Source organism: Proteus penneri (genome assembly GCF_003144535.1).
Taxonomy (GTDB): Bacteria; Pseudomonadota; Gammaproteobacteria; order Enterobacterales; family Enterobacteriaceae; genus Proteus; species Proteus penneri.
The window spans coordinates 298,936-323,256 of record NZ_PHFJ01000002.1; the positions used below are offsets into that span (position 1 = coordinate 298,936).

At 38.2% G+C, this 24,321-nt stretch carries 16 protein-coding genes; 11 read left to right on the plus strand and 5 right to left on the minus strand.

The window, feature by feature from the left end:
* Window positions 1-153: 153 nt before the first annotated feature.
* Complete coding sequence (gene elyC, locus CUB63_RS04365; RefSeq protein ID WP_109847538.1) at window positions 154-987, minus strand: envelope biogenesis factor ElyC; 834 nt, start codon at window positions 985-987, stop codon at window positions 154-156.
* Between the two features lie 375 nt (window positions 988-1,362).
* Here elyC and cmoM point away from each other — a divergent pair, with 375 nt between their 5' ends.
* The 8 genes from cmoM (at window position 1,363) to CUB63_RS04405 (ending at window position 13,218) form a co-directional block, all read left to right on the plus strand.
* Entirely contained in the window at window positions 1,363-2,136 is a 774-nt protein-coding gene (cmoM, locus tag CUB63_RS04370; protein WP_006537404.1) for a tRNA uridine 5-oxyacetic acid(34) methyltransferase CmoM, read from the plus strand.
* A 9-nt stretch (window positions 2,137-2,145) separates the two neighbouring features.
* On the plus strand, window positions 2,146-3,468 hold the full coding sequence (gene mukF, locus CUB63_RS04375) for a chromosome partition protein MukF (RefSeq protein WP_006537403.1): 1,323 nt from the start codon (window positions 2,146-2,148) through the stop codon (window positions 3,466-3,468).
* Complete coding sequence (mukE, locus tag CUB63_RS04380; protein ID WP_006537402.1) at window positions 3,449-4,177, plus strand: chromosome partition protein MukE; 729 nt, start codon at window positions 3,449-3,451, stop codon at window positions 4,175-4,177. The genes mukF and mukE overlap by 20 nt, the downstream gene beginning before the upstream one ends.
* A complete protein-coding gene (gene mukB, locus CUB63_RS04385; protein ID WP_109847539.1) occupies window positions 4,174-8,634 on the plus strand; it encodes a chromosome partition protein MukB in 4,461 nt (1,486 codons plus the stop codon). Before mukE ends, mukB begins: the two co-directional genes overlap by 4 nt.
* A gap of 225 nt (window positions 8,635-8,859) precedes the next feature.
* Window positions 8,860-9,573, plus strand: coding sequence for an acid phosphatase AphA (gene aphA / locus CUB63_RS04390; protein WP_072062791.1), 714 nt, complete (start codon window positions 8,860-8,862; stop codon window positions 9,571-9,573).
* Window positions 9,574-9,925: 352 nt separating this feature from the next.
* Entirely contained in the window at window positions 9,926-11,653 is a 1,728-nt protein-coding gene (gene ldtD / locus CUB63_RS04395; protein WP_109847540.1) for a L,D-transpeptidase, read from the plus strand.
* Between the two features lie 328 nt (window positions 11,654-11,981).
* Window positions 11,982-12,530: a peptidoglycan L,D-endopeptidase MepK gene (mepK, locus tag CUB63_RS04400; protein ID WP_072062789.1), complete on the plus strand. Its 549-nt coding sequence runs from the start codon at window positions 11,982-11,984 to the stop codon at window positions 12,528-12,530.
* A 37-nt stretch (window positions 12,531-12,567) separates the two neighbouring features.
* Complete coding sequence (locus CUB63_RS04405) at window positions 12,568-13,218, plus strand: MBL fold metallo-hydrolase (RefSeq protein WP_109847541.1); 651 nt, start codon at window positions 12,568-12,570, stop codon at window positions 13,216-13,218.
* Window positions 13,219-13,375: 157 nt separating this feature from the next.
* Here CUB63_RS04405 and CUB63_RS04410 read toward each other — a convergent pair whose 3' ends face one another.
* From CUB63_RS04410 to pncB, 4 genes are all read right to left on the minus strand, one after another.
* The gene (locus CUB63_RS04410; RefSeq protein WP_109847542.1) at window positions 13,376-14,566 is read right to left on the minus strand and encodes an amino acid aminotransferase; all 1,191 of its coding nucleotides are present in this window, start codon (window positions 14,564-14,566) and stop codon (window positions 13,376-13,378) included.
* A 448-nt stretch (window positions 14,567-15,014) separates the two neighbouring features.
* The gene (locus CUB63_RS04415) at window positions 15,015-16,145 is read right to left on the minus strand and encodes a porin (RefSeq protein ID WP_109847543.1); all 1,131 of its coding nucleotides are present in this window, start codon (window positions 16,143-16,145) and stop codon (window positions 15,015-15,017) included.
* A 340-nt stretch (window positions 16,146-16,485) separates the two neighbouring features.
* Entirely contained in the window at window positions 16,486-17,886 is a 1,401-nt protein-coding gene (gene asnS / locus CUB63_RS04420) for an asparagine--tRNA ligase (protein WP_006537389.1), read from the minus strand.
* Window positions 17,887-18,143: 257 nt separating this feature from the next.
* Window positions 18,144-19,358, minus strand: coding sequence for a nicotinate phosphoribosyltransferase (gene pncB, locus CUB63_RS04425; protein WP_072062785.1), 1,215 nt, complete (start codon window positions 19,356-19,358; stop codon window positions 18,144-18,146).
* A 340-nt stretch (window positions 19,359-19,698) separates the two neighbouring features.
* On the opposite strand from pncB, the gene pepN reads away from it, so the two are divergent.
* From pepN to CUB63_RS04440, 3 genes are all read left to right on the plus strand, one after another.
* Window positions 19,699-22,314, plus strand: coding sequence for an aminopeptidase N (gene pepN, locus CUB63_RS04430; protein ID WP_109847544.1), 2,616 nt, complete (start codon window positions 19,699-19,701; stop codon window positions 22,312-22,314).
* A gap of 204 nt (window positions 22,315-22,518) precedes the next feature.
* Window positions 22,519-23,529, plus strand: a complete 1,011-nt coding sequence (gene pyrD / locus CUB63_RS04435) for a quinone-dependent dihydroorotate dehydrogenase (protein WP_109400845.1) — start codon at window positions 22,519-22,521, stop codon at window positions 23,527-23,529.
* Window positions 23,530-23,747: 218 nt separating this feature from the next.
* A complete protein-coding gene (locus CUB63_RS04440) occupies window positions 23,748-24,299 on the plus strand; it encodes a cell division protein ZapC (RefSeq protein WP_109847545.1) in 552 nt (183 codons plus the stop codon).
* Window positions 24,300-24,321: the final 22 nt, after the last annotated feature.

The window sequence follows — 24,321 nt, forward strand, 5'->3', positions numbered from 1 at the left end:
TAATGAGTTACCTATATACTTAACCGTAACATAACTATAACTTTGTGATAGAATATAACGTATATTAATAATAGAGATATATTGAGTATTCAATGAATTGGATATTGAGGGGAAACTGAACCTCTATTATTGAGGTTCAGTATAGAGACTAGATCAGTTATCTGAATTCATTTTATCTGATGAAGAATGAGCATTTTCTGGTATTTCTATAGGTTGCCCTGTGGATTTTACTGATTGCCAAATTGATCCCAAAAATTCATACCATGCACGTTCACTGTGTTGAAAATAAGTGGCAGAGGGAAAATATTTCTCCCAAGGATGTAATGGTGAAGTAATAGCCAATTGGTTAGCTGGTGCAACGATGGGATTCATTCTTCGTGCTAAAAAGAAACGTTCAGCACGCGCTAAATGGTTGGCAGAAGTGACAAGTAAAAAAGGTTGTTTACCAATTAGCTTATCAACTTCATAGGCTTCTTCTTCAGTATCTTTCGGTGTTGATAGTGCAATAGTTTTATTCGCAGGCACACCTAAAGATTGTGCCACTTGTGCGGCAACTTCTGCACTACTTATCTGATTAACACCTGCGCCACCTGTAAAAATCAGTGTTGCATTAGGATTGCGATAATAAAGCCGAACACCTTCTGCAACACGAAATAAGCTATTATTGAGAAGGTTAGCGCTAGGTGCCCATTCCGGGTTATAAGTAAATCCACCACCTAAAACAACAATGTAGTTCACATCTTGTTGCGAATTTTCTCGTAATTCATAGCGAGCTTGATACTCTTTTTCACTTGGCATCAATAGTGTATCGGCAACAGGTTGTATGCCTAAAAGAGTTAACAGAACAAGCACAACAGTGAGTAGGCTTTTTCCTGTTTTTTGCCAACGAGTAAACCAAAGTAGTGCTAATGCAAAAAAGGCGATTAATAAGAGCAAAGGCAAGGGCATCAGAAAGCCCGCAACATATTTTTTGAGCAAGAACAGCATAAATCATCCTAGATTGAGTGAAATATATGCAATTGATAGCGAAAGCTTAGTGAAAACTAGGGGAATTCCAAGACGTTGTGTCAAAATAGCTAACACAACAACGTTTTACTAAGTTTTCATCAATAGAAATAAAGAATCATTTAATTATTTATAAAACGATAAACGTTTGAACGTTAATTTTTTCATTAATAAGCGTTATATTTATACTTCGCTTTGCGAATAGTCTGATTCATGACTTATTTCTTTAGAGAAAACAGTCAGTATCATAGAACACTGGTAAAATTGTCGTCTTTATTTATGTACAGTGTCTCATATTTTTGAATTTATCAGAACGCAAAGAGCGCAAGTAGTAAGTTGTTATCATGAGGCGTTTTAATGTCAGATCGTAATTTTGACGATATTGCAGATAAATTCTCCCGCAATATCTATGGCACAACAAAGGGTAAAATACGTCAAGCGGTGATTTGGGAAGATTTACAACAATTATTGACTCTCTTACCTAATCGAAGTTTACGTATTTTAGATGCAGGTGGAGGTGAAGGATATTTTTCTCGCCAGCTTGCTAAGTTAGGACACCAAATTATCTTATGTGATTTATCGCAAGAGATGCTTAATCGTGCTCAAGAGGCAGCGATTGAAGAGGGTGTTGCCGAAAACATGATGTTTATTTGTTGTGCGGCTCAAGAGATTAAAGAGCATATAGATGAAAAGGTTGACTTAGTTCTATTTCATGCAGTATTGGAATGGATCACGGATCAGAAAGACGCCGTAAATGTTCTTACCGATATGTTGTTACCTAATGGTATCTTATCGCTGATGTTTTACAATGCGAATGGTATTGTTATGAGAAATGCGATATTGGGGAATTTTCATCTGGCAAATCCTGAAATTCCTCGAAGAAGAAAAAAATCATTATCGCCTCAAAATCCATTGCAACCTGAAGATGTTTATCAATGGCTGACTGAATTTTCAATGATAATATTAGGAAAAACCGGTGTCCGTGTTTTCCATGATTATTTGCAAAGTCGTCAGTTACAAAATAAAGATTTTCCATCGTTGCTTGCATTAGAGCAACGATATTGTCGGCAAGAGCCCTATATCAGTCTGGGGCGTTACATTCATGTCATGGCACAAAAGCGTGTAAATTAAGGATGTACTATGAGTGATTTTACCCAGACCGTTCCTGAGTTAGTGTCTTGGGCGAGAAAAAATGATTTTTCAATCTCACTGCCACCAGAAAGATTAGCTTTTTTGATGGCTGTCGCTGTATTAAACAGCGAGCGCCTTGATGGCGAAATTAGTGAAGGGGAGTTAATTGATGCCTTTAGAGAAGTGTGCAAAGGCTTTGAACAACCCGCAGAATCAATACAAGTTCGCGCGAATAATGCCATTAATGACATGGTAAAGCAGCGACTTTTTAACCGTTTTACCAGTGAGTTGGTAGAAGGTAATGCAATATACCGTTTAACTCCGTTGGGTATTGGAATTAGTGATTACTATATTCGCCAACGTGAATTTTCATCATTGCGCTTATCTATGCAACTTTCTATTGTGGCAGGTGAGCTTGATTCAGCTGCTAGCTCTGCTGAGGACGGCGGTGATGAATATCATTGGCATCGTAATGTTTTCGCACCTCTAAAATATTCAGTGGCGGAAATTTTCGATAGTATTGATTTGTCTCAGCGAATTATGGATGAGCAGCAAAATACAGTAAAAGAAGATATTGCTGCGTTATTAAACCAAGATTGGCAAGCGGCTATTTCAAGTTGTGAACAGTTGCTATCTGAAACATCGGGTACATTAAGAGAACTACAAGATACGCTTGAAGCAGCTGGCGACAAGCTTCAAGCTAATCTTCTACGCATTCAAGAAGCAAACATGAATACAGGCCATGTTGAGCAAATAGATACATTAGTGTTTGAACTTCAAAGTAAGTTAGACCGCATTATTAGTTGGGGTCAGCAATCTATTGATTTATGGATTGGATACGATAGACATGTCCATAAATTTATTCGTACAGCGATTGATATGGATAAAAACCGTATTTTCTCTCGCCGCTTACGTCAATCCGTACAAAACTATTTCGATAGCCCATGGGCATTAACTTACGCTAATGCTGATCGGCTGTTTGATATGCGTGATGAAGAACTGGTTCTACGTGATGAAGAAGTCACGGGTGAGTTACCCGAAGAGCTTGAATATCAAATGTTCAGCGAAGTGAATGAACAAATAGCGCAATGGGTAGAGCAAGAACTTGCTTCTTACAAATTAGAGCAAAGAGCATTAGATCTCAGTTCAGTATTAGTTGAATACCTTAATCGTTATCCGCAGCAGAAACATTTTGATGTTGCCCGTATTGTGATTGATCAGGCGGTACGATTAGGTGTAGCAAAAGCTGAGCTCGCAGGATTGCCTGCAAAATGGTCAGAAATTAACGAATATGGAGCTAAGGTACAAGCGCATGTCATCGATACATACTGAACAATTTATGCCAGCAAAACTGGCGCAGGCATTAGCGAACTCACTTTTTCCTGAACTGGATAGCCAGTTACGTGCAGGTCGACATATTGGTATAGATTCTTTGGATAATCATGCTTTTCTGATGGATTTTCAGGATGAGTTATCAGACTTTTATGCGCGTTATAACGTTGAATTAATTCGAGCGCCAGAAGGCTTCTTCTATTTACGACCTCGTTCAACCACGCTTATTCCTCGCTCAGTCCTCTCTGAAATGGATATGCTGGTGGGAAAAATACTTTGTTATCTCTATCTTAGTCCTGAACGCTTAGCGAATCAGGGGATATTCACCGTTCAAGAGTTGTTCGATGAATTAAGAACATTAGCAGATGAAAGCAAACTTTTACGTTTAGTGAATCAACGCTCAACGGGTTCTGATCTTGATTTGCAAAAATTACAAGAAAAAATGAGGACTTCTTTAAATCGTTTACGTCGTTTAGGCATGATTTCATTTCTATTAAATGATATGCAACGTTTTTCAATTACTGAATCTGTTTTCCGTTTTGGGGCAGATGTACGCAGTGGTGATGATCCTATCGAAGCGCAAATGAGAATGATCCGTGATGGTGAAGCTATGGCGCTTGAAAGCGGTTCAGAAGCACTAAACGATGAAGAAAATGAAGATGAGCAGTTACAATCCAGTGAAGATGATGCGGAGGAAGAAAATAAATGATTGAACGGGGAAAATTTCGCTCATTAACACTTATCAACTGGAATGGGTTCTTTGCTCGTACTTTTGATTTAGATGAATTAGTGACTACATTATCAGGTGGTAATGGTGCGGGTAAATCAACCACTATGGCTGCATTTATCACAGCTATGATCCCTGATCTAACTTTACTTCATTTTCGTAATACCACAGAAGCTGGGTCAACAAGCGGATCTCGTGATAAAGGGTTATATGGGAAACTGCGTCCGGGTGTGTGTTATGCCGTATTAGATGTGATCAACTCGCGTCACTTACGTGCTGTGGTCGGTGTCCGTTTACAGCAGATTGCAGGGCGTGATAAAAAAGTTGATATCAAACCCTTTATGATCCAAGGGTTGCCAATGGCGGAAAACCCGACAGAAATTCTGACGCAAGCTGTTGCAGATCGCCAAGCGCGAGTACTCCCCCTTAATGAGTTAAAAGAGAAAGTTGAAGCGATTGAAGGCGTTGTTTTTAGACAATTTAATTCTATCACTGATTTCCATGCCGTAATGTTTGACTTGGGTGTTATTCCTAAACGTTTACGTTCAGCCAGTGATCGCGCAAAATTCTATCGTTTAATTGAAGCCTCGTTATATGGTGGTATTTCAAGTGCGATCACTCGTTCTTTACGTGATTACTTATTGCCTGAAAATAGCGGAGTTAGAAAAGCGTTCCAAGATATGGAAGGCGCATTACGTGAAAATCGCATGACACTTGAAGCGATTCGCGTTACACAATCCGATCGTGATTTATTTAAACACCTAATCACAGAAGCTACGTCTTACGTTGCAGCAGACTATATGCGTCATGCCAATGAGCGACGCGTTCATCTTGATGAAGCTTTAGAAGTTCGCCGTGAATTATGGAGTCAGCGTAAATCCATTAATAACGAAGCATATCGTTTTATTGAAATGGGTAAAGAGTTGGAAGAACAACAAGCGCTTTCTTCAGATCTTGAAGCAGACTATCAAGCAGCAAGTGATCGATTAAACCTAGTACAAAATGCGGTTCGTCAACAAGAAAAAATAGACCGATATGTTGCTGATGTAGAAGAGATCACTTTCCGTTTAGAAGAACAAAGCGAAGTCGTTGAAGAAGCAGCATCTAAGAAAGAAGAACTTGAAGCTCGCGTAGAGTCAGCCGAAGAAGAAGTTGATGAGCTGAAGAATCAGCTAGCAGATTATCAGCAAGCTTTAGATGTACAACAAACACGTGCAATTCAATATCGTCAAGCAGTGCAGGCTTTAGAGCGAGCAAAAGCACAATGTGGTATTGCTGATTTAGATGAAACTAATGCAGAACAATGGGCTGAACGTATTCAAGCAAAAATTCAAACCATTACTCACTCTTTGCTTTCTATGGAACAGAAACTCAATGTTTCTGAAGCCGCTAAAACGCAATTTGATCAAGCTTATAAACTGATCAGTTCGGTTGTCGGTCAGATTGAACGCCAAAATGCATGGGATGCGGCAAAAACAGCATTACGTGAATGGTCTTCGCATCGACACCAAGCGGATAGGGTTCATCCTATTCGTATGCAGTTAGCTGAGTTAGAGCAGCGTTTACATCAACGAAATACTGCAGAACGCCAACTTGAAGAGTTTAATAAGCATTATGGTAAGCCGATAGAGCCTGATGATTTATTAATTCTTCAAGATGAATTAGAAGCAAAAATTGAAGAGCTTAGCGATTACGTTAACGAATCTGGCGAACAGCGTATGCAGATGCGCCAAGAGTTAGATCAACTTAAACAACAAATTGAAAAGCTGAAAAAACAAGCGCCAGCATGGCTTGCAGCACAAGATGCGTTAACACAATTATGTGAGCAGACTCGTCAATCTTTTGATACGGGTCATCAAGTAACAGAATATATGCAACAGTTACTTGAAAAAGAGCGTGAAGCAACGGTTTTACGTGATGAAACTGCAACTCGCAAACAACAGATTGAAGCGCAAATTGAACGTTTAAGTCAGCCAAGTGGTGCTGAAGATGGGCGATTAATTACGTTAGCCGAACGTTTTAATGGTGTTTTATTATCAGAAATTTATGATGATATTACGTTAGACGATGCGCCTTATTTCTCTGCATTATATGGCCCAGCACGCCATGCGATTGTTGTACAAGACTTATCTCAAATTCAGGAGCAATTAGAAACATTAGAAGATTGCCCTGAAGATCTCTATTTTATCGAAGGCGATCCACAATCTTTCGATGATAGTGTATTTAATGCACAAGAGATGGATAAAGCGGTTCTTATTAAGAGTTCAGATAGACAATGGCGTTATTCTCGCTACCCTGAAATCCCACTATTTGGTCGAGCAGCGCGTGAAAATCAATTAGAAATTTTGTCGCGTCAGCGTGATGAGCTTTCGGAACTTTATGCAACACAAGCTTTTGATGTACAGAAGATCCAACGTGCTCACCATGCCTTTAGTCAGTTTGTCGGACAACACATTTCTGTCGCATTTGAGGCTGATCCTGAAGAAGATATTCGCCAGCTTAACCAACGACGTAACGAGCTAGAAAGAGCATTAGCACAATATGAAGAGAATACTCAGCAACAGCGTCAACATTATACACGTGCTAAAGAATCGCTAAATCTTCTAAATAAACTGATTCCTCAAGTGAATATCTTGATGGATGAAACACTGATTGATCGCGTTGAAGAGTTACGCGAAGAGCTGTATGCCGCTGAAGAATCAATGCGTTACTTACAGCGTCACGAAAAAGCATTAGCAGCATTAGAGCCGATTGCTTCTATCTTGCAAAGTGATCCCCAAGCACATGAACAACTATCGCAAGATTACGAGCAGGCAAAAGCAGAGCAGCAACGTTATCAGCAACAGGCTTTCTTGCTGGTGGAAGTAGTACAGCGTCGCCCACACTTTAGCTATAGTGATGCCGTTGAAATTGTTAGTGAAAATAGTGATCTAAACGAGAAGTTACGTCACCGTTTAGAGATGGCAGAAACAGAACGCGCTACGGCAAGAGAACTTTATCGTCAGCAACAAGCACAATGTGCTCAATTTAATCAAGTGCTCACCTCATTAAAAAGCTCCTTCGACACTAAATCTGAATTGCTCAGAGAACTTGAGCAAGAGATGCGTGATACGGGGATACATATCGATATTGGTGCAGAAGCAAGAGCTAAAGAGCTTCGCGATCAACGTTATTCAGCGGTAAGTGAAAACCGCGCGCGTATTAGTCAACTTGAGCGCGATATCGCACTGAGTGAAGCTGAGCGAGATAACCTAACCAAGAAAATTCGTAAACTTGAACGTGACTACATTCAAATTCGTGATCATGTTGTGAGTGCAAAAGCGGGTTGGTGCGCAGTTATGCGATTGGTGAAAGAAAATGGTATGGAACGCCGTTTACATCGACGAGATTTTGCTTACCTTTCAGCTGATGAACTACGTTCAATGTCGGATAAAGCGTTAGGTGCTTTACGCCAAGCAGTTGCAGATAATGAATATTTACGTGATGCGTTACGTCGCTCAGAAGATGCGAAATATCCTGATCGTAAAGTTCAGTTCTTTATTGCAGTATATCAGCATTTAAGAGAGCGTATTCGCCAAGATATCATTAAAACTGACGATCCAGTTGATGCAATTGAACAGATGGAAATTGAGCTTGCTCGCTTAACGGAAGAACTGACAAGCCGTGAACAGAAATTAGCGATTAGCTCACGAAGTGTTGCGAATATTATTCGCAAAACTATCCAGCGAGAGCAAAACCGTATCCGTATGCTAAACCAAGGTTTACAAGCGGTTTCATTTGGCCAAGTGCGAGGTGTTCGACTTAACGTCAATATTCGTGAAAGCCATCAAGTGTTATTGGATGTATTATCAGAAGAAGATAATCAATACCAAGACTTATTTAAAAACCAAAACCTTACCTTCTCAGAAGCGATGGCGAAGCTCTATCAACGTTTAAATCCACAAGTAGATTTTGGGCAACGTATGCCACAAACTGTGGGTGAAGAGCTGTTAGATTATCGTAATTATCTAGAAATGGATGTTGAGGTTAATCGTGGGCCAGAAGGTTGGTTAAAAGCGGAAAGTGGTGCTTTATCAACCGGTGAAGCGATTGGTACGGGGATGTCAATTCTGGTGATGGTTGTACAAAGCTGGGAAGAAGAATCACGACGTTTAAGAGGAAAAGATATTTCTCCTTGTCGTTTACTCTTCCTCGATGAAGCTGCACGTTTGGATGCCAAATCGATAGCAACGCTATTCGAACTTTGTGATCGTTTAGATATGCAGTTAATCATTGCAGCACCAGAAAATATCAGTCCAGAAAAAGGAACAACTTATAAATTAGTGCGTAAAGTGTTTAATGGTACAGAACATGTTCACGTTGTGGGGTTAAAAGGTTTTGGTCAACAGGCTGAAAATGATAAAACTGCATCATCAAATGTTGCTGAAATAACAGAATAATTTTATTTGGGTTATCAGCTACAAATCAGCAAATAGAAGGCGCTACGGGCTTACGCTCATAGCGCCTTATTCTTTTAAAGTGTTACATAGATCAAAAAATGAAAGTAAATTCACAAAAAAATGAAATCTTAAATGGTATAACGTGCGCCATATCTCATTTAAATGTAATCATGATGTTTATTATCGCATTTGTATGTGATTACTATAAAAATTAAAGGAAAGAAAATGCGTAAAGTCACGTTAGCTTTTAGTGCAATTGCTTTAGCGTTAAGTTTAAATGGCGCGGCAATGGCAAAAGTTCATATGCCAGAAGTTGTTAGCCCAGGTGTTACTGTTGCACAACTTGCACAACAACAACCAATTCATTGGGTTTCTGTTGCAGATATTGAAAAAAGCCTTGCAGGTCAAGCACCCATGGCAGTTGGTTTTGATATCGATGACACCGTTCTGTTCTCAAGCCCAGGTTTCTATCGTGGTAAACTAGAATATTCTCCAAACGATTTCAGCTACCTGAAAAACCAAGAATTCTGGGAAAAAATGAATAACGAGTGGGATAAATTCAGTATGCCTAAACAAGTCGGTATCGATCTTGTTCAGATGCACTTAAAACGTGGAGATACTGTTTATTTCATTACGGGTCGTACTCAAACTAAAACTGAGACTGTGACCAAATATGTACAAGAAGGCTTAAACATTCCTGCTGATAAAATGCAGCCAGTTATTTTTGCGGGTGACCAACCTGGTGCAAATAACAAAGTAAGCTGGATGCGTGATCACAAACTGAAAATTTACTACGGTGATGCTGATGCAGATATCGCAGCAGCAGATGAACTGAATATCCGTGGTATTCGTATTCTGCGTGCAGCTAACTCTTCTTACCAACCACTGCCAAAAGCAGGTCAGTTTGGTGAAGAAGTTGTTATCAATTCAGAGTATTAATTTTTCCCCTTTGTTTACCTCTATTTGTAAGGCGTAGGAAACTGCGCCTTTTTCTATTTTAAAATATCTTTTATTAAAATTATTTTATTTATCTCTTCACAACTCTTTATTATTTCTTGAAAGCTTATTTCTGATTTGTCTGTTTTTTGTTCTTTTATTGCACCTTTATTTAAATAATATATTTGAATATAAAAACAGCTAAATAGTCTTTTTTTGATTAAATAAAACTAAATTTCTATCAGGGACTTACAAAACGTTAAAAATATTAGTTTATTCCTATAAAACTCTTTGCCTAGCTCATCTAATATTCTAGGATACCAAAATAATAATAAGGGATGAGGGTAGAGGATTTATGGCGCATCAACCAATTAAAAGAGCAATCGCATATTCAGCTGTTATAGGTACACTCCTTTCTGGGCATTATGCAATAGCTACAGAAACAGAGTCGGTGGCTTTATCTGCGCCCGAAACAGAAAACACGGTATTAGTTCCTGTGAATAACGAAGCTATGCCAGCACCTGCAATTGTGGTTATGGATGCCCCACAATTGACTGAGTTAGCAGTAAGAACAAAACTGCAATCATGGCTTCCTGTAGGTTATAAACCTTCATATTTAACTCAGCTTGTGAAAATGTACCAAGCGAATAATCTGGCATTAATTTGGCAAGATGAAAAAATAGTACAACAATTACAGCAACAAATAGCAGAAGTCGCTATTTCAGGCATTCAGCCCCAGTTTGGGCAATGGTTAACACAATTAGAAACACCTGAATTAACTCAAGAAGGGCGTGATATTATTTTATCAGATGCCTTTTTAGGTTATATCAGTTTTGTTGAGCAAGTAAATAAATCTGGCACATCTTTACTGTATCGCAGTGCAACACAAGTATTATCTGCTCCTTCCGATAGTTCAGTGATTGAGTTACAACAAAATATTCAAAATAACACTTTAGGTAGCTTTGTTATTTCTTATGCACCATCTCACCCTTATTACGCTTTAATGAAAGAGGAATTGCGAAAGCAATTACATAGTTCCGTTGTTTGGCCAGAAATGAAAGGAACGACATCATTAAAGCCAAATCAATCATCACAAGAAGTTGTACCGCTTAGACAGATTTTACGTAATTTAAAATTAATTCCTGAGTTGGCAGTGAATGAGCAGGAAATTGCGACAACCGTTTATGATGCGTCTTTAGTTGCGGCTGTTAAATTATTTCAAACTGCTCATGGGTTAGAGCCCGATGGTATTATTGGGCGACAAACACGAACGTGGTTAAATATAACACCCGCACAACGCGCTAGCATTATGGCATTGAATATTCAGCGCCTTCGCTTGACGCCAGCTATTGGTGATACTGGAATTTGGGTTAATATTCCTGATTTCTCGCTCTATTTTTATGCCAATAACGAACTTATCCTTGACTCAAAAGTCATTGTCGGTCGCCCCGATAGAAAAACACCGATTATGAGTAGTGCACTCAATAATGTCGTGGTTAATCCACCTTGGAATGTGCCAACAAGCATGACGCGTAAAGATATTGTGCCTAGAGGTAAAGCAGACCCTAGTTACTTTAGTCGTAAGGGATATACCATTTATTCAGGGTGGGGGAATGATGCTTATCCAATTAATCCTTATGATATTGATTGGCAAAATGTGAGTGCGAATAACTTCCCTTACCGAATTTGGCAGGCTCCGGGGCCAACAAACTCATTAGGTCGTTATAAATTTAATATGCCAAATTCAGATGCGATATATCTGCATGACACTCCAAATCATTCGCTATTCTCAAAAAACATGAGAGCAATCAGTTCAGGTTGTATTCGTGTTAATAAAGCCTCTGAACTTGCTTCAATTTTATTGGGTGATGCAGGATGGAAACAAGATAGAATTGATGCAGCATTAAAACGTGGTTCAACACAATATGCCCCAATTCCTGAACGTATCCCAGTTTATTTATATTATCAAACCGCATGGGTAGCACAGGAAAATGCACCTCAATATCGTGCAGATATTTATGGTTATGATAAAAGCATTTCAAATGCAGAGTCGTATTTAGAGAATATTAAGAAATATTTGTAATATAGATAAATAGAAGCCAAATAAAGGATGGATATATTACCATCCTTTATTTTTTATATTAATCAATAAGATAAATTTAAAAAACCATGTTCTATAATAAAAGTATGAAAAAATTATAATTTATAAAATACTTTTTAAATTTCCAATAAAATTAGAATGATAAAAAGGGTTTTTAGGATAAATAACTAAATTAATAAGATTTGAAATGTTGATAAATTGAAACGAAGTGTTATTTACAATACTATACAAACCATAAGAAACAATTCAGGAAAAATATTGTCATAATAAAGGTTCTTCCTCCCGAAATAATTTGTTGAGTGCATATACTATGGATATTATTGATTCACACCGCCGTAAGTGGCTGGGGCTCGGTATGGCCGCTGTGGGGTTAGGTTTATTGCCTTCTCATGCATTTGCTTCATTAGCAACACCTCGCCCAAAAATTCTTCGCTTTAATAATTTAAATACTGGTGAAACTATTAAAGCCGAGTTTTTTGATGGAAAACGTTATAATAAACATGAACTTGCTAAGCTAAACCATCTGTTTAGAGATTACCGACAAAATAAAATTAAAACGATTGATCCTGCCCTGTTTGACCAAATCTATTTACTGCAAGTAATGCTGAATAACAATAAACCCGTTGAACTTATTTCAGGTTATCGCTCTTTAGTGACTAATAATAATTTGCGCCAAAGCAGCAGTGGTGTTGCTAAGAAAAGCTACCATACTCGCGGACAAGCAATGGATTTTCGCTTAGTAGGCACAGAACTTTCAAAAGTTCGTCAAGTTGCATTAAGAATGAAAGCGGGTGGTGTTGGATATTATCCAAGAAGTAATTTTGTGCATATTGATACAGGACCGGTTCGCTCATGGTAACCTATTGAGAATTAGTTAATAGAGAGTGGAGTGATTCATGATGTATCACATTGTACCTGTGACAAATTATATGCAAAATTGCACCCTTATTTGGTGTGATGAAACGAAGGAAGCGGCAATTGTTGATCCTGGTGGAGATGTTGAAACGTTAATTGCAGAAATAGAAGAACGCCAATTAACATTGACCAAAGTATTATTAACACACGGACACTTTGACCATATTGCAGGCACTTCTCAAATTGTTGAACATTTTAATGTTCCTGTTTATGGGCCACATAAAGATGATAATTTTCTACTTGAAGAATTAGAACAACAGTGTCGTATGTTTAATTTTCCTTGTGGAAAATCATTTACACCAGATAGTTGGTTAAATGAGGGTGATACCGTAACAATCGGTAAAACAATTTCGTTATCTGTTTTACATTGCCCAGGTCATACACCTGGACATATTATTTTTGTGAATCATCAGAATAAAATTATCTCTATGGGAGATGTGTTATTCAAAGAAAGTATTGGTCGTACCGATTTTCCACGGGGAAACCACGCTGATCTTATTGCATCAATCAAAAATAAAGTTTTGCCTTTAGGTGATGATTATCTGTTTATTCCGGGACATGGCCCTATGTCTAATTTAGGTCATGAGCGTCAATACAATCCGTTTTTACAAGATGAAATGCCAATCTGGTAATAATAATGTGCTGATATAAGCGAATAAATATGAAGCGCTTTATTATAAAGCGCTTTTTTATCAGTAAAAAATGAGATTTGTATTTCTTTGGTTGTAAATAAAAATGCCACGTTATTTAATAATGTGGCATTTATCTTAATTACGCTTTAGATAGCAATTAGAGCACAGCAACAATGGCTTCACATAGTGGAACCATATTCTCAAGAGTTAAACCCGCTACGTTAATACGGCCTGAACCTACGATATAAATACCGTATTCAGCACGTAAACGCTCAACTTGTTCTTTATTTAAACCACTAAATGAGAACATACCATTTTGGTCAATAATAAAGCTAAAGTCTTGCTTAGCACCTTTTTCTTGCAATGTAGTCACTAACAGTTGACGCATACGCTGAATACGTTCGCGCATGGTTGTTAGCTCTTCAATCCATTCTTCTTTTAACTCTGGGTTAGAAAGAATAGTTGTTACAACTGAAGCACCATGTGCTGGTGGGTTTGAGTAGTTGGCACGAATAATTGCTTTTGCTTGGCTAAAGGCTTTTTCAGCAGTGTCACTATCTTTGGTAACAATGGTACATGCACCTACACGTTCATTGTAAAGACCAAAGTTTTTAGAATATGAACTGGCAACAATAAGCTCAGGATTTTTTTCTGCAAAGAGGCGTAAGCCTTGTGCATCTTCTTCAAGACCACGAGCAAAACCTTGATATGCAAAGTCAAAAACAGGCAACCAGCCTTTTTCTGCTGACAGTTCAGCTAATTGGCGCCATTGTTCTTCCGTTGGATCAATACCACTTGGGTTATGGCAGCAACCATGGAATAAAACAACGTCACCTGCTTGCGCTTTAGCAAGGCTTGTTAACATACCATCAAAGTCTAACCCATGATTTTTAGCATCATAATAATCGTAATTACAGATCTCAAGACCTGCAGTTTGGAAAATATTATTATGGTTAGGCCAAGTTGGATTGCTTATCCAGACGCGTTTTACAGTGGTTTGCTGAGCAATAAAATCAGCAGCAATACGCAAAGCTCCTGTACCACCAGGGGCTTGTGCTGTGCGTGCGCGTTTTTCAGTGATAATAGGGTGCTGTTCACCAAACAAAAGTGCTTGGGTCACATTGCCAAATTCAGGGATACCGCTAATAGGAAGGTAATTTTTAGTGGTTTCGTTTTCTAACAGGTATTTTTCTGCTTTCTTAACAGTGGTTAAAACAGGGGTTTTACCTGTTTCATCCTTGTAAACACCAATCCCTAAGTTAATTTTGTTTTCACGAGGATCAGAACGGAAACTATCAGCTAAACCTAGAATAGGATCGGCTGGTGCAGCAATGATTTTCTCAAACATAGTGTAATTGTTCCCTAAGCTCAAAACGAAGCCGAAATATGAGTATCAAGAGTAACGCTATGAGGCCTTTTTGCCAACTGTTTGTAGAGAAATTAACAAGAAGTTGTGAACTAAGTGAGAATAAATAGCAAAACAAGATGTAAATAAGTGAATATCCTGTGATTACATTAACATATAAAAATAATCACTAAAAAGACATAATTGTTTAGTATGATAAACTTTTTGACGTTACTAAAAATAAAGAAAATGCGATATTTTTCAGTGAATAAATAAACAAATCCACTGCAAATACAAAAATAAAGAAAAAGAAAGCATTGTGAATAAGAAGAAAAAAGCGAGATAAATAATAAGAGATTAAGATTGGTAGTAGCAGTATAAATAAAAAAGCAACACCGAAGTGTTGCTTTTCAAATCAATTAACTTGACTGTTTAATTACCTAAGCGGTAATTAGAACTGATAAGTCAGACCTAAACCAACTACGTTGTCGTCGTTGATGCCCAGTTTGTTATCAGATTTCAGCAGGTTGATTTTGTAGTCAACAACTGCAGTCATGTTTTTGTTAAATTTGTAGAAAGAACCTACAGAGATATATTTAACTAAATCTTTATCACCAACAACAGTACTTTGATTATACAGGTCTTTACCTTTAGATTGAACATAACCTAAAGATGGTTTGATACCTAAATCAGCAAAGTCATACTGTGCTGTTAACTCGATGTTTTGAGTTTTGTTAGCGATGTTACCTTCACCTTTGAAATGAGTCATGTTACGGGTTTCACCGTACATAGCCGCTAAGTAAACGTTGTTAGCTGCAAATTTACCACCAAAGTTCCATGCTTCCGCACGTGAGCCTTTAGCAGAGCTGGAGGCTTGTTGGCTAGAAGTACGAGCAGAGTTAGAGTAACCACCACCCAGAGTTACGCCCCAGCCTAAGTTATAAGCTGTAGAGAAACCGAAACCGTCGCCATTAGCTTTTTTATCTACGCTATAGTGAGTACTACTACTTTGTACACATTTGTCGCCACAAGCATTGCTGGTATTTTCGTTGTTTTTACCTTGGTATTGTAGAGCAAAACTTAGGCCATCAACGTAACCGAACATATCAGTGTTACGGTAAGTTAAAACACCAGTAGAACGACCAGTCATATAAACGTCAGTTTGTGACATTGAGTCGCCGCCCCATAAAGGCAGAACGTCTGTCCATGCGTTGGTGTCGTAAATCACACCGTAGTTACGACCGTAGTCTAGTGAACCGTAGTCAGCGAATTTAAAACCAGCGTAAGCAAAACGAGCACGTGAATCAGTATCGCCTTCAGTATTGCTTGTACGGATTTCATATTCGAAACGACCAAAACCAACTAAATCTTTATTGATTTGAGTTTCGCCTTTGAAGCCGATACGTGCACGAGATGCATCACCGTCTTCACCTGAATCTTTATCAGCGAAGTAATGACGAACGTCAACTTTACCGTAGATGTCTACTTTGTTGCCGTCTTTGTTGTACATTTCAGCTGCGTTTGCTGCACCAGCAAACATTAAAGCTGGGATTACCACTGCAAGAAGATTGCGCTTCATCATTATTATTACCCTCATTGGTGTTATTCAGACACCTTTGTCACTGCCAGAAATAGTTTCTTAATTTTTATGGAACTATTTATGAGAGTTAAGTGTCGTCTGTGTCGGGTGACAGTGTTCCATTGGTAAAAAATTTTATCTACCCCCAATTTGCTACAAAAACGAAAAAAGTGTAACAAATTGTAACTATGTATTTCAAAGTGTGTATTTGGGGGAACTTTTTAATCAAATAACAGCCATGCATAAAAAAAGCCAACCTTGTGGTTGGCTTCTTCACTTAAGTAAAATGAGTACAATAAAACAGCAATGCAAATTTCTAGTTGAATACTAATTAATCACTAAATTAAAAATCTGCATTTCTTGGTGTACGTGGGAACGGAATAACTTCACGAACGTTTGCGACACCGGTCACATAAGCAACTAAACGTTCAAAGCCTAAACCGAAACCTGAATGAGGGACGGTGCCATAGCGACGCAGATCACGATACCACCAGTAGTCTTCTTTGCTCATTCCCATTTCGTCTAAACGTTTATCAAACATATCTAAACGCTCTTCACGCTGAGAACCACCGATGATTTCACCAATACCTGGTGCTAATACATCCATTGCTGCAACTGTTTTACCGTCTTCATTCATACGCATATAGAATGCTTTGATATCTTTCGGGTAGTTTTTCACCACAACAGGTGCTTTAAAGTGTTTCTCTGCAAGATAACGCTCATGCTCAGAAGAGAGATCAACACCCCAATAAACTGGGTTTTCAAATTTCTCACCACAGTTTTCAAGCACAGTAACTGCATCGGTATAATCGATTTGAGCAAAGTCAGAGGTGATAAAGTTCTCTAAGCGTGTGATAGCGTCTTTATCGACACGTTGTGCAAAGAACTCCATATCATCTTTACGCTCTGCTAATACGGCTGCAAAGGTGTATTTCAGCATTTTTTCAGCAAGTGCTGCGATATCGTTAAGATCAGCAAATGCCACTTCAGGCTCAACCATCCAAAATTCAGCAAGGTGACGACTGGTATTTGAGTTTTCAGCACGGAATGTTGGGCCGAAAGTATACACTTTGCTTAATGCAGAGGCGTAAGTCTCACCATTTAGCTGGCCAGATACCGTTAAAAACGCTTCACGACCAAAAAAGTCTTCACTGAAATCAACGTCGCCTTTATCTGTACGAGGCAGATTGTTCATATCAAGTGTAGAGACACGGAACATCTCGCCAGCACCTTCTGTATCAGCCGCGGTAATTAGTGGCGTAGAAACCCAGAAGAAGCCTTGTTCATCGAAGAAACGATGTAGTGCTTGTGCTAATGTGTGACGAACACGAGCAACTGCACCAATTAAGTTAGTACGAGGACGAAGGTGAGCAACTTCACGCAGGTACTCAATACTATGACGTTTGGCGGCCATCGGATAAGTTTCCGGATCATCGACCATTCCTACCACAACAACCTGAGTGGCATGAATTTCAAAGTTCTGTCCCTGGCCCGGAGATTCAACAATTTTACCGGTGACTTCCACAGAACAGCCTGTGGTTAAGTGCAGCACTTCATCTTGATAATTCGGTAAATTATTATTAATGATGGCCTGTACTGGATTAAAGCAGGAACCGTCATAGACGGTAAGAAATGAGATACCAGCTTTTGAATCTCTTCTTGTACGTACCCAACCGCGAACGGTGACGTCTTCGCCAACCGCGATACGGCCTTGCAGTACGTCGACTACAGGCGCAACGATCATAAATAAATCTCTCTTCGTTTAATTAAAATAATTGTTTGGTTAATTCATTCTGCCCCTGTCGGACAGTTTTTCTATGTTACTTGCAATAGCGCAGGAAACAAGTAGGAAATTTTAGTTTAAAGAGTCAATAAAGAAGAAAAAAGCTTTTGTATAAAATAAATTGATAAAAACAGGTGAAATATTGATAAAAGCAGGGGGTATGGCAAAAGAAAGGGCAATTATTACCCTTTCTTTTATTAATGAAGATTTTTAGCTAATTAACAGGCTTGTTTGACAAGTGGAACATCAAAGGCTTTGCGTAGCTTGTCAACAAAATCATCGTCTTCGCAAATCGTTTTGCCTGGACTATCTGATAATTTAGCCACAGGCTTACCATTACACTCCACCAGCTTAATCACAATATTAAGAGGCGTTATTTCAGGAATGTTACAAGTTAGCCGAGTACCAATACCAAAGATTAAACGAATGCGTTTATGGAAATGTTTATAAAGTACTAATGCCTTTTGAAAATCGAGGCTATCAGAAAAGACTAATACTTTACTCATTGGGTCGATGCCCAGTTTCTCATAATGCGCAATCGCTTTTTCACCCCATTCAATAGGATCACCAGAATCGTGACGTAAACCTTGATAACTCTCTGCAAAGGCCTTATCAAAATCGCGCAAAAAAGCATCCATCGTAATACAGTCTGTTAATGCAATACCTAATTGGTCGGGGTATTCATCTAACCAAGATTGTAAAGCTGCACGCTGACTATTGGCCAGCTCTGGGCTAATCTGCTGATGCGCCTGAAACCACTCATGAGCTTGTGTACCCACAGGGGCTAATTGCATACGTTCTGCTAAATGATAGTTACTTGTACCAATAAGATAAGGGAAATGATTTTTCAGCTCATCCACAATGGCGCACTGCACATCATAAGAAAAACGGCGACGAGTACCAAAATCCATCAGTTTAAAATCAGCTAAGTCAATCTGTTGCTCAGCCGCATCACGGTAGAAGATATCAATTAATTTACGTAGTTGATTAACCGCATCATTAGGCGTGATTTGTGGAGAGCGAGCTCGATGTACAATTTCACTCACTAAAGCCAACAAAGGGACTTCCCATAAAATAACTTCACGCCAAGGGCCTGTGATTTTTATGGTAAGTTGGTTGTCAGGTGTGGTTGAAATCTGGACTTGTTCTGGCTTAAAGCGGAAATGCTTAAACCATTGCAGATAGTCATTTTTGAAAAAAGGGAGACTCTGAAGATAGTCAAATTCTTCATTCGTCAATGACAAGTCTGCCATCATGTTAACTTGATGGCGTAAGGTTGTTGCATATTCACCTAGACGTTCATCACTCCGACAACGGAACTCAGCAACGACAGGAATATCACTATAATGATGGTAAACCGCTTGTTGCATGTGGAGCTTGTATGCATCGGTATCCAACAGTGATGTAATAATCGGTGTAGCGTCTAAAATCATAGCGCGTCAAGCATCCTCACGGAGCGTTTTTATGTCAGCTAAATCGTTAAGGTTGGAGAGTATACCCGAATATGATGACAAAGCGTCACTATTCAACAATATTTCTCTGCGACATAAAAACAAGCTGTAAAACTTAGATGAGTTTACCACGTTAAACATAATTTGGGAGTATATTAGCATCATTTACCAAATAAATTGATTACATGTATTAATAAACAATTAACATTCTGTTGACTTTTAATGTTTTCAATTGAATATTCGACTGGCTAAACAGATTTTTGACGAGTAAGCTTTGGTAATATAACCGTTAAATAGTCGTGTTAACTAAAAGGTTTTTTCTATGACACAACAAAGAATCGCGAAATTTCGCAAAGATTATCGTGCCCCTGACTACACAATCACCGATTTACATCTTGATTTTATCTTAGATAAAGAAAATACCCAGATTACAGCGATAAGCCAATGTAAACGTCTAAACTCAGATGCAACAGCATTAGTGTTAGATGGTGAAGAATTAACATTAAAATCAATTGCAGTAAATGATGTTGCTTGGACACACTATAAAGAAGAAAACGGCAAACTCATCATTGAACAACTACCAGCACAATTTACATTAAAAATTGTTAACAATATTAATCCATCGGCTAACACCGCATTAGAAGGGTTGTATGTTTCTGGCGATGCATTGTGTACACAATGTGAAGCTGAAGGCTTCCGTCATATTACTTATTATTTAGATAGACCTGATGTGTTAGCTCGTTACACCACTACAATCACTGCAGACAAAAAACAATATCCTTATTTATTGTCTAATGGTAACCGGATTGCTCAAGGTGAACTGGATGATGGTCATCATTGGGTAACATGGGAAGATCCACATCCAAAACCAAGCTATTTATTTGCGCTAGTAGCAGGGGATTTTGATGTATTACGAGATACTTTTATCACCAAAAGCGGTCGTGAAGTTGCTTTAGAGCTTTTTGTTGATAAAGGTAATTTAGATCGTGCAGATTGGGCAATGACATCATTGAAAAATGCGATGGCATGGGATCAATCTCGCTTTAATTTAGAATACGATCTCGATATCTATATGATAGTTGCTGTTGATTTCTTTAATATGGGAGCAATGGAGAATAAAGGGCTGAATGTCTTTAACTCTAAATATGTGTTAGCGAAAAGTGAAACGGCGACTGACAAAGATTACTTAGGCATTGAGTCAGTTATTGGTCATGAATATTTCCATAACTGGACAGGTAACCGCATTACTTGTCGTGATTGGTTCCAGTTAAGTTTAAAAGAAGGTTTAACCGTTTTCCGTGATCAAGAATTTAGCTCTGACCTAGGTTCTCGCTCTGTTAACCGTATCAATAATGTACGCGTGATGCGTACCGCTCAGTTTGCAGAAGATGCAAGCCCAATGGCACATCCAATTCGTCCTGATAGTGTGATCGAAATGAACAACTTCTATACTTTAACAGTATATGAAAAAGGTTCAGAAGTGATCCGGATGATCCACACCTTGTTAGGTGAAGAGCAATTTCAAGCTGGTATTCAAATGTATATTCATCGTCACGATGGTAGTGCTGCAACCTGTGACGATTTTATTCAAGCGATGGAAGATGCTTCTAATGTTGATCTCACTTTATTCCGTCGTTGGTATAGCCAATCAGGTACACCACAACTGACCGTTCGTGATAGTTATGATGTGAATAAAAAGCAATACACTTTAACTGTTAGTCAAATGACACCACCAACAGCTGATCAAGCTGAAAAACAAGCGCTACATATTCCATTAGATATTGAATTGTATGATCATAAAGGCAATGTGATCCCTTTGCGTTCACAAGGTCAGGCAATTTCTAATGTATTGAATGTCGTTCGTGAAGAACAACAATTTGTATTTGATGACGTTCCAGAACAGCCAATCCCATCTTTATTACGAGAGTTCTCTGCGCCTGTAAAACTTGACTACCCATTTACGGATGAGCAACTCTCATTCTTAATGAAATATGCTCGTAATGCATTTTCACGTTGGGATGCAGCTCAAGCATTATTAGGCCGCTATATAAAAGAAAATGTTGCTCGAGTTCAAAAGGGTGAAACATGCATTCTGCCTGAAATGGTCGTTGATGCTTTCCGCGCAGTATTACTGGATAAAGATATCGATCCAGCACTAGCTGCCCTTATTCTGACGTTACCAACAGATGTCGAAGCGGGTGAATTATTTAGTATTATCGATCCTGTTGCCATTCATCAGGCACTTGATTTTATTCGTAAAACCTTAGCAACTGAAATGGCAGATGAATTCTCTGCTGTTTATCATTCAATGCATATCGGTGCTTATCGTGTTAATCATGATGATATTGCAAAGCGCGATTTACGAAATGTTTGTTTAGCTTATTTAGCGGTTGAAAATGAGCAAACAGGTAATCAGCTTGTTGATATGCAATATCACAATAGTGATAACATGACCGACGCGCTTGCTGCACTTAATGCTGCTGTAATGGCGCAGTTGCCTTGTAAAGATACATTATTACAAGAGTTCGATGATAAATGGCATCAAGATGGTTTAGTGATGGACAAATGGTTTAGTTTACAAGCCATGAGCCCAGCAAAAGATGTGTTACAAAAAGTTCGTAGTTTGTTATCTCATCGCTCATTTACACTAGCAAACCCTAACCGTACTCGTGCATTAATCGGTGCATTTGTGAATAATAATCCAGTGGCTTTCCATGCTGAAGATGGTTCTGGTTACCTGTTATTGACAGAAATTCTGACTGATTTAAATAGCCGCAATCCACAAGTTGCTTCACGCCTTATTGAACCGTTTATTCGTTTAAAACGTTATGATGCAACACGCCAAGAAAAAATGCGTGTAGAGTTATTAAAACTGAAAGAGCTTGAGAATTTATCAGGTGATCTCTATGAGAAAATCACTAAAGCATTAGCTGATTAATATTACGTTTCATATCACTTTATGAGTGAGTAATAAATATGAAATTAGCAAGATAACTAGATCCCCAGCATAGTCTGGGGATTTTTTATGATGAATTATGAAATTGAAACGTTTACTTTTCGTGCTTTTATCTATATGATGCACGACGCTTAAATTGTCGTAGACATATCATTCCTAATACCCGATATTCTCAATGGAGATCGTATGTATTATTCCTTAGTAAGGAAGGCATTGTTTCGGCTAGATCCTGAACGTGCCCATGATTTTACCTTCCGCCAGTTAAAACGTTTATCTCATTCCCCATTTCAATTTCTTATTCAGCAGTCACTTCCTTCTAAACCCGTTTCTTGTATGGGACTCTCGTTTAAAAATCCACTTGGTCTTGCTGCCGGTCTTGATAAAAACGGTGATTGTATAGATGCATTGGGTGCAATGGGATTTGGTTTTATTGAAGTTGGTACAGTGACACCACGTCCTCAAGTGGGAAATGATAAACCTCGTTTATTCCGCTTAGTGGAAGCCGAAGGTTTAATTAATCGAATGGGATTTAATAACCTTGGCGTTGATAATTTAATTGAAAATGTAAAGCAATCTCGTTATGGTGGCGTACTGGGTATTAATATCGGTAAAAATAAAGATACCCCAGTAGAGCAAGGTAAAGATGATTATTTGATTTGCATGGAAAAAGTCTATGCTTATGCGGGTTATATCGCAATCAATATCTCATCACCAAATACCCCAGGTTTGCGTACACTGCAATATGGTGAAGCATTAGACGATTTATTATCTGCAATTAAAAATAAACAATTAGAGTTACAGGGTAAATATCAAAAATATGTTCCTGTTGCTGTTAAAATTGCACCTGATTTAACGCATGAAGAATTAATTCAAGTTGCAGATAGCTTAGTTCGTCATCATATTGATGGTGTTATTGCGACAAATACCACATTAGATAAATCATTAGTCAGTGGATTAGATCACTGTAATGAAGCAGGGGGATTAAGTGGTCGCCCAGTACAATCAAAAAGTACACAAATAATTCGCCAATTAAATGAAGAATTAAAAGGTGCATTACCTATTATTGGTGTTGGTGGAATTGATTCATTAACAGCAGCCAGAGAAAAAATGGATGCAGGTGCTTCTCTTATTCAAATCTATTCAGGATTCATTTATCAAGGTCCTGCACTTATCAAATCTATAATTAATCATATCTAAATACATTTAATAATGAGTTAGGGGCTTTTCTTCTGTCCCTAACTCGTTTATATTGCCCCTAGTTGGTTATTTTTTATTAAATTGCACTGATTGTGCTTAATTAATAGTAAAATGAATCCTGTTTTTGTTAGGTGATATTAAATATTTTATTTATGTCATTTAATTTTGATTGTTTATCAGAGTATAAAACAGGAAATGAATCGAAGGGGGATTAATTAGTGATAATAAAACCCGATGATCGCTGGCGTTGGTATTTTGATGTTGAGCAACAAAAATTAATGCTTGATTTAGCAAATGGTATGGTTTTTCGTTCTCGCTTTCCAAGCAAAATGTTGAGTGAAAGTGCTCGACAATCAGCATCTTTTACCGTCGATGATGCAGCTCTTTATTATGGATACGATGGGCAAATTCGACAAATTGACATGCCATCAGAGTCAAGAGCTGAATTAGCGTTAAATGCATTAATAGCCCATCGCTTTTTAAAACCATTGATGCCTAAGAGTTGGTATTTTGAAGTTAACAATAATCAAATCAACCCTTATTTGTCTCAAGTGGTGGAAGTTTCATTAAGAGAAGAAGACGAAACCGCTCTTTTTTTAGTGACTGAAGTGGGGGCTCAAGCTTGTTTATGTTTATTAGCTCAACCTCAGTTAACATTATTTGATAGAACACTTAATTTTTGTGACCCAATAAAAATTATGAATGATAGGTTAAGCAATTACCATAAAAAGCCAGAGTCAGGATCATTTTTGTACGAGAAAGTTATTTAACAAAAAGAGTTAAAAGGATTTA

What these genes read in the sequence shown, in the direction of transcription:
- ldtD (WP_109847540.1), top strand. Translation starts at nt 9,926, where the DNA reads ATGGCGCATCAACCAATTAAAAGAGCAATCGCATATTCAGCTGTTATA.
- pepN (WP_109847544.1), top strand. Translation starts at nt 19,699, where the DNA reads ATGACACAACAAAGAATCGCGAAATTTCGCAAAGATTATCGTGCCCCT.
- mepK (WP_072062789.1), top strand. Translation starts at nt 11,982, where the DNA reads ATGGATATTATTGATTCACACCGCCGTAAGTGGCTGGGGCTCGGTATG.
- mukB (WP_109847539.1), top strand. Translation starts at nt 4,174, where the DNA reads ATGATTGAACGGGGAAAATTTCGCTCATTAACACTTATCAACTGGAAT.
- pyrD (WP_109400845.1), top strand. Translation starts at nt 22,519, where the DNA reads ATGTATTATTCCTTAGTAAGGAAGGCATTGTTTCGGCTAGATCCTGAA.
- mukE (WP_006537402.1), top strand. Translation starts at nt 3,449, where the DNA reads ATGTCATCGATACATACTGAACAATTTATGCCAGCAAAACTGGCGCAG.
- CUB63_RS04405 (WP_109847541.1), top strand. Translation starts at nt 12,568, where the DNA reads ATGATGTATCACATTGTACCTGTGACAAATTATATGCAAAATTGCACC.
- aphA (WP_072062791.1), top strand. Translation starts at nt 8,860, where the DNA reads ATGCGTAAAGTCACGTTAGCTTTTAGTGCAATTGCTTTAGCGTTAAGT.
- CUB63_RS04415 (WP_109847543.1), bottom strand. Translation starts at nt 16,145, where the DNA reads ATGATGAAGCGCAATCTTCTTGCAGTGGTAATCCCAGCTTTAATGTTT.
- elyC (WP_109847538.1), bottom strand. Translation starts at nt 987, where the DNA reads ATGCTGTTCTTGCTCAAAAAATATGTTGCGGGCTTTCTGATGCCCTTG.
- cmoM (WP_006537404.1), top strand. Translation starts at nt 1,363, where the DNA reads ATGTCAGATCGTAATTTTGACGATATTGCAGATAAATTCTCCCGCAAT.
- CUB63_RS04410 (WP_109847542.1), bottom strand. Translation starts at nt 14,566, where the DNA reads ATGTTTGAGAAAATCATTGCTGCACCAGCCGATCCTATTCTAGGTTTA.
- pncB (WP_072062785.1), bottom strand. Translation starts at nt 19,358, where the DNA reads ATGATTTTAGACGCTACACCGATTATTACATCACTGTTGGATACCGAT.
- asnS (WP_006537389.1), bottom strand. Translation starts at nt 17,886, where the DNA reads ATGATCGTTGCGCCTGTAGTCGACGTACTGCAAGGCCGTATCGCGGTT.
- mukF (WP_006537403.1), top strand. Translation starts at nt 2,146, where the DNA reads ATGAGTGATTTTACCCAGACCGTTCCTGAGTTAGTGTCTTGGGCGAGA.